Genomic DNA, 12,098 nt, shown 5'->3' with positions numbered 1-12,098 from the left:
CGCCCCGGCCCCCGCGCTGACGCGGGGGCGTTCGTGGGACAGCGAACCGGTGGTTCGCAAACTGCCCCTCTCACCCCAGAGGGAGAGGGGCTTTGTACATCAGGCGATTTCAGCCTCTACCGCTGCCGGCTGCAGCACCGGTGTGCGGATCAGATGATCGAAGGCACTGAGTGCGGCAGTCGAACCGGCGCCCATCGCGATGACGATCTGCTTGTACGGCACCGTGGTGCAGTCACCGGCAGCAAACACGCCCGGCACATTGGTCTGGCCGCGGTCATCGATGATGATCTCGCCACGACCGCTCAGCTCCACCGTGCCTCGCAGCCACTCGGTGTTCGGCAGCAGGCCGATCTGCACGAAGATGCCTTCCAGCTCGACCCGGTGCGAATCGCCACCGACGCGGTCGGTATAGACCAGGCCATTGACCTTCTGGCCGTCGCCCAGCACTTCGGTGGTCTGTGCATTGAGCACCACCTTCACGTTGGGCAAGCTGTTGAGCTTGGCCTGCAGCACCTGGTCGGCGCGCAGCTTGCTGTCGAACTCGAACACGGTGACGTGGCTGACGATACCGGCCAGATCGATGGCCGCTTCCACGCCGGAGTTGCCGCCGCCGATCACCGCCACGCGCTTGCCCTTGAACAGCGGGCCGTCGCAATGCGGGCAGTAGGCCACGCCCTTGTTGCGGTACTCGTTCTCGCCCGGAACGTTCATCTGCCGCCAGCGTGCGCCGGTGGACAGGATCACCGTCTTGGACTTCAGCGAAGCGCCGTTTTCCAGCTGCACTTCGACCAGACCATCGGCACCGGCCGGCACCAGCTTGGTGGCGCGCTGCAGGTTCATGATGTCGACCTCGTACTCACGTACGTGGGCTTCCAGCGCGGCGGCCAGCTTCGGGCCTTCGGTGTGCTGCACCGAGATGAAGTTCTCGATCGCCATGGTGTCCAGCACCTGGCCGCCGAAACGCTCGGCAGCAACACCGGTGCGGATGCCCTTGCGTGCGGCATAGATCGCCGCAGCGGCACCGGCCGGGCCACCACCCACCACCAGCACGTCGAAGGCATCCTTGGCTTTGATCTTCTCGGCCTCACGGGCAGCGGCGCCGGTGTCCAGCTTGGCGACGATCTGCTCCAGGCTCATGCGGCCCTGGTCGAATACTTCACCGTTGAGGTAGACGGTCGGCACCGACATCACCTGGCGTTGCTCGACCTCGTCCTGGAACAGGGCGCCGTCGATGGCGACGTGGGTGATGTTGGGGTTCAGCACCGCGGCCAGGTTCAGCGCCTGCACCACATCCGGGCAGTTCTGGCAGGACAGCGAGAAATAGGTTTCAAAGCGGTATTCGCCCTTCAGGTCGCGGATCTGCTCCAGCAGCTCGGCCGATTCCTTGGACGGATGGCCGCCGACCTGCAGCAGGGCCAGCACGAAGGAGGTGAACTCGTGGCCCATCGGCAGGCCGGCGAAGCTCAGTCCGATGTTCTGGCCCGGGCTGTCCAGGTCGAACGAAGGCACGCGGCCCTGGCCGTCACGGCGCACGTCCAGCGTGATCTTGTCCGACAGGGTAACCAGCGTGTTGAGCAGCTCCATCATCTCCTGCGACTTTTCGCCGTCATCGGCGTGCGCGGTGATGTGGATCGGGCGGGTAACCCGTTCCAGGTAGGTCTTGAGCTGGGTCTGCAGGTTGGCATCCAACATGGACAATCTCCTATCGAGGCAAAACGTCGAGGCAATACTAGGGAGTGACGTCACTGCGTGGGGGCAGGTCGCCTTGGAAAGTAGGGGTGAACCGCAGCCTGCTTGCTCGGCTGGCTGGCGCCGTGCTGGCTGGCGTCAAACAGTCTGCGGTTCACCCCCACACCCGCCGCGAGGGCGGGGTGGGAGTGCGGTACGGCTTTAGATCTTGCCGACCAGGTCCAGCGACGGCGCCAGGGTCTTCTCGCCTTCCTTCCACTTGGCCGGGCAAACCTGGTTCGGGTTGGCGGCGGTGAACTGGGCAGCCTTCAGCTTGCGCAGGGTCTCGGAGACGTCACGGGCGATCTCGTTGGAATGCACTTCCATGGTCTTGATCACGCCTTCCGGGTTGATCACGAAGGTGCCGCGCAGGGCCAGGCCTTCTTCCGGAATGTGCACGCCGAAAGCGTTGGTCAGCTGGTGGGTCGGGTCGCCGATCAGCGGGAACTTGGCCTTGCCCACGGCCGGCGAGGTTTCGTGCCACACCTTGTGCGAGAAATGGGTATCGGTGGTCACGATGTAGACCTCGGTACCGGCCTTCTGGAACTCGGCATAGTTCTCGGCGGCGTCTTCAATTTCGGTCGGGCAGTTGAAGGTGAATGCGGCCGGCATGAAGATCAGGACCGACCACTTGCCCTTCAGCGACTCTTCGGTGACTTCAATGAACTTGCCGTTGTGGAAAGCATTGACCTTGAACGGCTGGACCTGGGTGTTGATAAGGGACATGAAGTTTCCTCTTGGGTGGTAGGGCTGGGTGAATCGATGGAGCAAGACTAATAGGCAGAAACTAATAAAACAAATGAATTGGATGCATCGTATCAATAGATAAAACCTATCAATCGACGCCATAAGCCCGCCTCAAGGCCTGATATCGGGTGCTTTGCGGGCTTTCCAAGCCGTCCAAGGCCTGGCTGAACGGCCCGGCATAGATGGGATTAATCCTTGAGCAAGGATGATGGCGGTAGGCAGGGGCGAGCGCGCTGACTATCCTCGCCGTCCTGAAACTTGCAGCGAAGAGGTAATGAAGTGTCCACGTTGAAGGTTGCCGAGCTGTTGCGGGAGGCCGCTGCGCGCCTGCCGGGCGAAGATGCCCGCCATGAGGCCGAGCAGTTGCTGATCCACGTGCTGGGCGTGGAACGGGCCTGGCTGTTCGCCCATGCCACCGATGTCGTGGACGCCGACAGCCGGGAGCGCTTCGAGGTACTGCTGGCGCGGCGCGCCGAGGGCCACCCGCTGGCCTATCTGACCGGCCGTCGCGGCTTCTGGACGCTGGACCTGCAGGTCAATACCGCCACGTTGATCCCGCGCCCGGAGACCGAGCTGCTGGTCGAGCAGGCGTTGGCCCGGCTGCCGGCCGACGAGATGCTGCGGGTGGCCGACATGGGCACCGGCAGCGGCGCGATTGCCTTGTCCATCGCCAGCGAGCGGCCGCTGGCCACGGTGATGGCCACTGACGTACTGGGCCCGGCGCTGGCGGTAGCGGTGAAGAACGCACAGGCACATGGCCTGGAAAATGTATGGTTCCGGCGTGGGCACTGGTATGCGGCGCTGGGTGCGGACCGCTTCGACATGATCGTCAGCAACCCGCCGTACATCGCTGCAGGTGACCCGCATCTGGTACAGGGCGACCTGCGCTTCGAGCCGCCTCCGGCACTGGCCTCGGGTGCAGACGGGCTGGATGCCATCCGCGAGATTGTCGCCGGCGCACACGAACATCTGGTGCCGGGCGGCTGGCTGCTGATGGAGCACGGCTGGGACCAGGGGCCGGCGATCCGCGCCTTGCTCGAGCAGGCAGGTTTCGTGGAAGCACAGACCGTGCAGGATCTGGAGCAGCGCGACCGGGTGACCTTGGGGCGTTGGCCGGCTTGAGGTTGGCGCTGCCGTTGCCGTGGAGTGTCCGCTCTTGTTTCACCGGCATTCCCGCATTGGCGGAATGTCGGGCTTGAGCACACGCCAACGCAGGGCGAAGAGCAAGGTCAAGCTGGAGTCAGAAGACCGTACTGCAGGCGCTGATCCAGGTCATTTTCTGTCCGTAGCACGCAGCTTGTAAGCTCCCGTAGCATCGCCGTTTTGATAGCGGAGATGACGATGGGCCGCAGCGCGTTCACTGCCGTATTGCTGCTTGCGTCGCTGGCCTGCCTGCCGGCATTGGCCTCCAGCACGCAAGCCCCGCTCCATCCGTTGCGGGAGAGCGCGCCGATGCAGGACGACTATGCCGATCTGGAACCCTTGGGTGAGGCAATCGGCGACAAACGCATCGTCATGCTCGATGAGCTGACCCACGGCGAGGGCAACATCTACGCGAGCAAGGTGCGCACCGTGCGTTACCTGCACGAGCGCAAGGGCTTTGATCTGCTGGTGCTGGAAAGCGGGCTGTTCGATGTCACTCGTCTGTGGCAATCGCGCTTGCCGTTGCGGGCCAATGCGCCGGGCAACATCTTCTACATGTATGCCAACAGCGCCGAGCTGTGGCCGCTGTATGACTATCTGGACGCGCAGCGTGATGCGCCGGCGGCAATGCAGCTGGCCGGCTTCGACGGACGTCTGAGTGGTGCGCTGTCACGCACACAGCTGGTGCCGCAGTTGCGCGCGCGCTTGTCGCGGCAAGTATTGGATGCGTCACAGCAGCAGCGGGTAGAGCGCTATCTGCTGCAGCTGCAGCGCCTGCTTGATGGTCAGCTGGCGCCGGCCGATGCGGGCGAGCGCGAGCAGTTCCTGGCGGACGGCCAGTGGCTGCCGCAGCTGTTGCCGGCGGCAGATGATGAACACGGTGATGATGTGTTCGACAGCGATGGTTTCTGGCGGCGTATCAATGCCAGCCTGCAGCGCATGGCCGAGGTGGCCTGGCAGCTGCGGCCCTTCGACGAGCACGACCCGGTCATGGCTGCCAACCTGCAGTGGCTGCTGGAACAGGCCTACCCCGGCCGCAAGGCCGTCGTCTGGGGGCATTACGCGCATCTGAACCGGCTCGGCGGCTACCGTGACGGCCACCCGCGTGGGTTCCCGCCGGTCGACAACGTAACCCGCGCGCTGCCGACGGCATTGCAGGCACAGACCTATGTGCTGCACTACGCCGGCGCACAGGGCCGTTATCGCGACTACATCGACCAGCAGCTGCGGGTGGTAGCGGCGGGGCCGCAGCAGCTGGAATCACGGCTCACCGCAAAAGGTGCGGTGTTCGTGGACCTGCACGCGGGTAGCCTGCCCGGCGAGCAGGATGCGCGCAGCCGGTTATGGAGCATGGATTACGCCGATGGCCTGGGCCTGCCCGAGGCGCGCCAGCGCTTCGACGGGATGTGGCTGCAGCCGTCGATATCACCGGCCGATTTCCGCTCGCCGTGATTCCGGCGGGCTGCGCAGACAAGACCGAAACATCGCTGCGTTAAACTGTGCGGCCTGCTCACTACGAGGCTGCCATGCGCACGCTCTATCCCGCCATCGAGCCCTACGATACCGGCACGCTCAAGGTCGACGATCGCCACACCCTGTACTTCGAACAATGCGGCAACCCTAACGGCAAGCCGGTGGTGATGCTGCACGGCGGCCCCGGTGGCGGCTGCAGTGACAAGATGCGTCAGTTCCACGACCCGGCCAAGTACCGCATCATCCTGTTCGATCAGCGCGGCTCGGGCCGTTCCACCCCGCATGCCGATCTGGTGAACAACACCACCTGGGATCTGGTCGCCGACATCGAAAAGCTGCGCGAAAAGCTCGGCGTCGACAAGTGGCAGGTATTCGGCGGCAGCTGGGGTTCCACGCTGGCGCTGGCCTATGCCGAGACCCATCCGCAGCGCGTCACCGAACTGGTGCTGCGCGGCATTTTCATGCTGCGCCGCTGGGAGCTGGAATGGTTCTACCAGGAAGGCGCCAACCGCCTGTTCCCGGATGCCTGGGAGCATTACCTCAAGCCGATCCCGCAGGTTGAACGCCACGACCTGATCTCGGCCTTCCACCGCCGCCTGACCAGCGACGACGAGGCTACCCGCCTGGCCGCCGCCAAGGCCTGGAGCGTATGGGAAGGCGCCACCAGCTTCCTGCACGTGGACGACGACTTCATCAACAGCCACGAAGACCCGCAGTTCGCGCTGGCCTTTGCCCGCATCGAGAACCATTACTTCGTCAACGGCGGCTTCTTCGAAGAAGAAAACCAGCTGCTGCGCGACGCCCACAAGATCGCCGACATCCCCGGCGTGATCGTGCACGGCCGTTACGACGTGGTGTGCCCGCTGGCCAATGCCTGGGAGCTGCACAAGGCCTGGCCGAAGGCACAGCTGCAGATCAGCCCGGCCTCGGGCCATTCGGCATTCGAAGCCGAGAACGTGGACGCACTGGTACGCGCCACCGATAGCTTCGCTGGTTGATGAGTCAACCCCTGTAGAGCGGAGCCATGCTCCGCTGGGGCGTTGCTGATGGACGCTCCTGTAGGAGCGGCGTAAGCCGCGAAGCCGGTAGACGATCAGGCCGCAGCAATGCGTGTCTGTTCGTTGTTGCCAGCTCCGTGGCTGGTGGGCCGAGGCCCCCCAGCGTCGCTTCCACGGTTGTTGGTTTGCTGGCGAAGCCCTTGCCGAGCATGGCTCGGCACTACATGGGCTGTGCTTGATCAAAAAATCACCAGTGGCTGCAAAGGCCCGTCGCACAATGGGTGCGCAGCCTTATCCACAGCTTGTGTAACCGTCAGGGCACAGCCTATGTGGACAACGCAATGCATGCGGTAGTGCCGAGCCATGCTCGGCAGGGGCCCTACAAGCGCCCTGTCCGGCCGTCCACCAGCTTCGCGGCTTACGCCGCTCCCACAAAAAAAGAAATTGCAGCTGTAGTGCCGAGCCATGCTCGGCAGGGGCTCTACAAGCGCCCCGTCCGACCGTCCACCAGCTTCGCGGCTTACGCCGCTCCTACAGACCTTTGCCAGATTCCTGCATGGCAAGCAGCTCCGGCTGCAAACCGCGGAAAATCCGCTCCAACCGCTCCGCCCACGCCTGCTGACCCGCGGCATCGGCAATCAAATCCTGGCGGATTTCTAGCTCTACATGCACCAGCCCGCGGCCTTCGCCATGCACCGGCACCGCGTAGTCGCTGCTGTTGTTGACCGAATACGGCTGGTTGTCGCCCACTTCCAGGTCGCCCTCCGCACGCAGGGCCCGTAGCAGCGCATGCGCGAAGCGGGTGTCCTGGTGGTAGAGCACGCCGGCCTGCCACGGCCGCTGCACGCCGTTCATGGCCGGGGTGAAGCTGTGCATCATCACCAGTAGGGTTGGCATGCCGGCGTCGCGGCGGCGGTCCAGCTCGGTATCGATACGGGCGTGGTACGGGGCATGGATGGCGTCGATGCGCTGCTGCCGTTGCAGCTGGCCCAGGCCGAGATTGGCCGGCACCGGCGTGCCATCGCTGATTTCAGGAATCAGTGTGGGCGACACCAGCGGCCGGTTGCAGTCGATCAGCAGGCGCGAATAGGTCTGCTCGATGGCCCAGGCGTCCAAGCGCTGCGAAAGCGCGCGGGTGGTGCCGGCAATGCCGATGTCCCAGCCGATATGGCGGTCCAGTTCGGCCTGCGGCAAGCCCAGTGCATCCAGCGACTGCGGCACGCGCTGGCCGGCATGGTCGGCCAGCAGCAGGAACGGCGAGCGGCCCTGCGGGTTGTGGATGGCGAACACCGCAGGATCATCGGCGCCAAGCAGCGGCGGCAATTGTTGAATGCCTGAATCAGCCACGCGGGCGCCCATCCAGATGGTGTTCGATCATCCACAAGCCGGCCCACAACTTGGCATCCAGCTCGTAGCCTTCGCCCATTTTTTCGACCAGCCAGGCCGCGGCGCGCGCGCGTGGAATGCTATGCACGGTGATGTCCTCGCTGGCATCGCCGCCGCCGGCGCCGACCTTGCGCAGACCAGTGGCGCGGACGAAGGCGATCTTCTCGTTGCTGGCGCCGGACGAGGTGGGGCCGATCATCAGCACCTCGGCATGGTCGGCGGTCCAACCGGTTTCTTCTTCCAGCTCGCGGATGGCCGAAACCTCGATGGATTCGCCGGCATCAATGTCGCCGACCAGGCCGGCCGGCATCTCAATGGTGCGCGCCTGCAGCGGCACACGGAACTGCTCGACGAACAGCACCTCGTCGTCCGGGGTGACCGCGATGATGATCGCGGCCAGGCCGCCGGCGTGGGTGCGCTCGCTGTATTCCCAGGTGCCGCGCACCAGCATGCGCTGGTATTTGCCTTCGTAGACGACGCGCGGTTCAGCGGTGTTGTTGCTCATGCGAACTCGTTGGCAGGGGTGGAAGGGGATTGCAGACCGGCCGCTGTCATCAGCCGGCGGCGGGTCATCGGGCCGAAGCGCAGTGCTTCGCACAGCCCGCCGAGCATGTCGCCGTCGCCACTGTTGCGCAGGAAGCCGCCGGCGGCATTGTGCAGCGGCGCGTTCAAGGCAACGGTGGTGAGCTGGCGGAACAACAGCGCCTGTTCGCGCTGCTCGCGCAGCCGCACCGCGATGGTGGCGGCGCCGCGCAGGCGCAGGAAGGGCACCTCGTCGATGCGTTCGAGCAGGGCGTCCATCGTGCCGAAATGCGCCAGCAGCACTGCCGCCGACTTGGCGCCAATGCCGGAAACACCGGGAATGTTGTCCACCGCATCGCCGCTCAAGGCCAGATAGTCGGCGACCTGATGGGCGTGCACGCCTTGCCGTGCCTTGACGCCATCGGCGCCCCAGCGCTGGTTGCGCGCGTAATCCCACTGCTCGTCATGTTCCAGCAGCAGCTGCGACAAGTCCTTGTCGGCCGAGACGATGACGCCGCGCAGGCGGCCGCGGCTGGCATGCAGGGCACTGCCGATCAGGTCATCGGCCTCGTACTCGCGGTCGGCCAGCACCTCCAGGCCGAGCGCGGCGCACAAGGCCTTGCAGTGGGCGAACTGGCGGCGCAGCGCATCGGGGGCCGGGTCGCGGTTGGCCTTGTAGGAAGGGTAGAGCGCATGGCGGAAGCAGCTATCCAGCGCCTCGTCGAAGGCCACGGCAATATGCTGCGGGCGTTCGCGTTCGAGCAGGTCCAGCAGGAAGCGGGCAAAACCGTGAACTGCGTTTACCGGCCAGCCTTGGGCATCCTGGAATTCATCCGGGATCGAATGCCAGGCGCGGAACACGTACAGGCTGGCATCAACCAGATACAGCGGTTGCAGCGGGGCACTCACGGCTGCCAGTCCTGCAGCAGGCTGGCCGGGTCGGGCCGGTCGCGGTCGGGGACGGCGATCTTGGGCGTGCCGAGATGAATGAAACCGACGATCCGCTCATTGTCGGCCAGGCCCAGATGACGGGCGACCTCCGGGTCGTTGGCCATCCAGGCGGTCAGCCATTGCGCACCGAAACCACAGCCCTGGGCGGCCTGCAGCAGGGCAAAACAGACGCAGCCGGCGGTGAGCAGCTGTTCCTGGGGCGGCACTTTCGGGTTGTCCTGCAGCCGCGCGATCACGGTGATGATCAGCGGTGCATGGGAAAAGCGCTGGCGGTCCTTCTCTACCGCGGCTTCGGACGCATTGGGGTCGCGCTGGCGGCTGCGCTGGGCCAGGAACTCGCCCAGTGCGTGGCGCGCCTCGCCCTGCAGGCGCAGAAAGCGGAACGGCACCATCTTGCCGTGATCGGGCACGCGCACCGCTGACTGCAGCATGCGCAGCTGGGTGGCGGGGTCCGGCGCAGGCTCGCCCAGTTGCAGGGAGGGCACCGAATGGCGCTGATCCAGCGCTTGCAGGAAGCAGTTGTCGGACATGGTTCACAGGGGCTGAGGCGGCCACTGATTATAGACGCCGCCCATGTACCAGCCGTTTAGCGCGGGCCGGGGTCGGTTTTGTGCACTGTGTTGCCCGCCCTTAACGGGGCATGGGTCGCTAATAATCGCCGACACGCTTAGCATTGCTGGAATTGCGGGGAAGGGCTCATGAGGTAGGAAGTGCGGACTGCATCACTGACCCTGTTCATCTTCTCCGCCTACCATGCGCGTGCGGTTTCGGGGGCCGCGTCTGCATTTCCTAATTCGTTTAACAGAAGATCAGCGCCTGTGAGGGTGTGGAGCCTTTGCGCATGATGTCCAATCCGCATCCCGCCGGTCAGCCCGGTCGCAACCAGAAGCTGCTTGGCATGGCCCGCGAGGCCTCGTTGCCGCTGCTTTCGCAGGCCTTTGCCAAAGTATTGGCAGGGTTTGACGACGTTTTGTTCGACCGCGCCGAGACCGCAGGCCCCTCGCAGCTGGCCTTCCTGGATGGCATGCGCGAGCTGCGCCGCCGCCGCGACGAGATCTCGCGCCGTTTTGACGCGCACCTGCAGCAGGCCTGGGCCGCATTGGATGCCGGTACCCCGCAGTCCGCCGAGGCCGTGCTGGCGGGGCAGAACGAGGGGGGCCTGAGCCTGGTGCCCGAGCACATTCTTGAGTCGCGGCTGGCGGTGCGCAATTTTGCCACCGTGCTGCTGCGCGACTGGAAGCAGGTATTGCTGCGCATCGATCACCGTCTGGCCTGGGTGGCCGGGGTGGCGGCGCTGGATGCCGATACCAACCCGATCGGCCCCGAGCACATCGGTGTGGCCGTGCACGAGGCGTTCTATACCTGTGACCTGACCGCCGAAGTGCGGCTGGTGCTGTTCAAATTGTGCGAGCGCGAGTTCGCCGCCGGTGTCGGCAAGCTGTACGAAGCGGTGGACGAGCGCCTGGCCCAGGCCGGTGCCGCGCCGGAGATTGCCGCGCCGCGCCGTCCCACCCCGCAGCGTACCCCTGCCGAGCAGGCGGCGCAGGCCGCGCAGGAAGAAGAAGGCTTCGACCCAGGCCATGCGCCGATGTGGGCGCGGCGGTTCTCCGAGCGCTGGACGCAGCGCCGCGGCAGCATTGCCGGCCAGGAAGCGGCGCAGGCAGCGGCCGGCTTTGAAGCCGAACAGGCCTATGGCAATCCGCAGAACATGGTGCTCGAAGCGCTGCACGAGCTGCTGGCGCAGAGCCGGCAGACCCGTGAAGGGGCGTCTTCGGCAGATGCGACGCACGGCGGCGCAGGCCAGCATCGTTCACTGAACCAGCGCGAGATGATGTCGGTGCTGTCGCTGCTGCAGGCCACGCCCAGCGCAACCCTGCGTGCGGCGGTGGGTGAGGATGGCGAATCGCTGGCGCAGCGCCTGAAGAGTGAAGTGCTGTCCGGTGCCACCCGGCTTGGAGTTGACCCCGAGCAGGCGCATCTGGACCCGCAGGACGAAGATGCGATCGACCTGGTCGGCATGCTGTTTGACGTGATGCTCGACGAGCGCGATCTGGAAGGCCGCTCGCGTGAGCTGATCGGTCGTCTGGTGGTGCCCTTCGTCAAGGTTGCCATGCTTGACCGCCGCATGTTCGTGCAGAAGACCCACCCGGCGCGCAAGCTGCTCAACTCGCTGGCCGAGGCCTGCGAAGGCAATGCCGGCGAAAGCCAGGCCGAGCGCGCGCTGATGGGCAAAGTCGAGGAAATCATCGAACGCCTGACCGCCGAGTTCAATGAGAACCTGGCGATCTTCCTCACCCTTGAGGAGGAATTCCGCGACTTCCTGGCCCAGCATCGTCGCCGCATCGAAATCACCGAGCGCCGTGCCGCCGAAACCCAGCGCGGCCAGGAGAAGCTGGAAGTCGCCCGCAACCGCGCCAGCGCCGAGCTGGACAAGCGCGTTGCCGGTGTAGCCCTGCCCAAGGCTATTGAAGACTTCCTGCGGCAGCCGTGGAACCACCATCTGACACTCACCCTGCTGCGCGAAGGCGATGAGGGTGAAGGCGTGACCGAGGCCCTGAAACTGGCCGACGACGTGCTGGAAGAAGTGGCCGAGGCGCGCCGCCATATCGTCGGCAAGCTGTGGCTGCAGTCCAGCCAGCCGGGCCTGCGCAAGGTGTTTGCCAGCGTCGGCCTGCATGGCGAAGGCGGCACCACCGCCATCGACGCCCTGCATGACACCCTGCAGTCCATCGCCGAGCTGCGTCCGGAGCTTGAGCGTGCATTGCCCGAGCTGCCGCAGATCGCCTTGCCAACAGCGCCGGCCCCGGAAACCCCGGCCATCGAGTTTGGAACCGCGACCAAGGCCGAGGATTTCGACGACGGTGACGCTGAGCGCTTCCGTAGGATGGAGATCGGCACCTGGCTGGACTTCATCGACAAGGACGGCAAGATGCAGGCCGGCAAGTTGTCCTGGGTGAGCCCGATTTCCTCGCGCCTGCTGTTCGTCAACCGCCGCGGCATCCGTTTCTGCGTGGCCTCGCCGGAAGAATTGGCAGTGATGGTGCGGCTGGATCGGCTGCGTCCGCACGTGGACGACGGTGCCTTCGACAGTGCCATGCAGGGCGTGATCGACCGTCTGGAGCCGCAGGGCGTACCCAACTGATTGCGGTC

10 protein-coding genes are annotated in these 12,098 nt (G+C 65.2%); 4 read left to right on the top strand and 6 right to left on the bottom strand.

Annotated features, from left to right (window positions below; all coding sequences use genetic code 11):
• Positions 1-99: 99 nt before the first annotated feature.
• Together ahpF and ahpC are read right to left on the bottom strand one after the other, a co-directional pair.
• Positions 100-1,692, bottom strand: coding sequence for an alkyl hydroperoxide reductase subunit F (gene ahpF / locus ABB27_RS10910; RefSeq protein WP_057628730.1), 1,593 nt, complete (start codon positions 1,690-1,692; stop codon positions 100-102).
• 198 nt (positions 1,693-1,890) lie between these two features.
• A complete protein-coding gene (ahpC, locus tag ABB27_RS10905; RefSeq protein ID WP_057628729.1) occupies positions 1,891-2,454 on the bottom strand; it encodes an alkyl hydroperoxide reductase subunit C in 564 nt (187 codons plus the stop codon).
• Positions 2,455-2,754: 300 nt separating this feature from the next.
• Here ahpC and prmC point away from each other — a divergent pair, with 300 nt between their 5' ends.
• The 3 genes from prmC (at position 2,755) to pip (ending at position 6,089) form a co-directional block, all read left to right on the top strand.
• Positions 2,755-3,597, top strand: coding sequence for a peptide chain release factor N(5)-glutamine methyltransferase (gene prmC / locus ABB27_RS10900; RefSeq protein ID WP_057628728.1), 843 nt, complete (start codon positions 2,755-2,757; stop codon positions 3,595-3,597).
• Positions 3,598-3,816: 219 nt separating this feature from the next.
• Positions 3,817-5,070, top strand: coding sequence for an erythromycin esterase family protein (locus ABB27_RS10895; RefSeq protein WP_057628727.1), 1,254 nt, complete (start codon positions 3,817-3,819; stop codon positions 5,068-5,070).
• A gap of 74 nt (positions 5,071-5,144) precedes the next feature.
• The gene (gene pip / locus ABB27_RS10890; protein ID WP_057628726.1) at positions 5,145-6,089 is read left to right on the top strand and encodes a prolyl aminopeptidase; all 945 of its coding nucleotides are present in this window, start codon (positions 5,145-5,147) and stop codon (positions 6,087-6,089) included.
• A gap of 531 nt (positions 6,090-6,620) precedes the next feature.
• Here the strand turns inward: pip and ABB27_RS10885 are convergent.
• Genes ABB27_RS10885 through ABB27_RS10870 form a run of 4 tightly spaced genes read right to left on the bottom strand, consistent with a single transcriptional unit; the run spans position 6,621 to position 9,478 of the window.
• Positions 6,621-7,448 carry an N-formylglutamate amidohydrolase gene (locus ABB27_RS10885; RefSeq protein WP_425477532.1) on the bottom strand — a complete coding sequence of 276 codons (828 nt, stop codon included), beginning with the start codon at positions 7,446-7,448 and terminating at the stop codon, positions 6,621-6,623.
• On the bottom strand, positions 7,429-7,980 hold the full coding sequence (locus ABB27_RS10880) for an NUDIX hydrolase (RefSeq protein WP_057628725.1): 552 nt from the start codon (positions 7,978-7,980) through the stop codon (positions 7,429-7,431). Before ABB27_RS10880 ends, ABB27_RS10885 begins: the two co-directional genes overlap by 20 nt.
• On the bottom strand, positions 7,977-8,915 hold the full coding sequence (locus tag ABB27_RS10875) for a 5'-3' exonuclease (RefSeq protein ID WP_083491266.1): 939 nt from the start codon (positions 8,913-8,915) through the stop codon (positions 7,977-7,979). Before ABB27_RS10875 ends, ABB27_RS10880 begins: the two co-directional genes overlap by 4 nt.
• Positions 8,903-9,478, bottom strand: a complete 576-nt coding sequence (locus ABB27_RS10870) for a nitroreductase family protein (RefSeq protein ID WP_057628723.1) — start codon at positions 9,476-9,478, stop codon at positions 8,903-8,905. The genes ABB27_RS10875 and ABB27_RS10870 overlap by 13 nt, the downstream gene beginning before the upstream one ends.
• Positions 9,479-9,789: 311 nt before the next feature.
• On the opposite strand from ABB27_RS10870, the gene ABB27_RS10865 reads away from it, so the two are divergent.
• A complete protein-coding gene (locus tag ABB27_RS10865; RefSeq protein ID WP_057628722.1) occupies positions 9,790-12,090 on the top strand; it encodes a DUF1631 domain-containing protein in 2,301 nt (766 codons plus the stop codon).
• Positions 12,091-12,098: the final 8 nt, after the last annotated feature.

The sequence above is a fragment of the Stenotrophomonas terrae genome (assembly GCF_001431465.1).
GTDB classification, from domain to species: Bacteria; Pseudomonadota; Gammaproteobacteria; order Xanthomonadales; family Xanthomonadaceae; genus Stenotrophomonas; species Stenotrophomonas terrae.
Note: the sequence above shows the minus strand (reverse complement) of the source record. Positions and strands in the feature narration are given on the sequence as shown.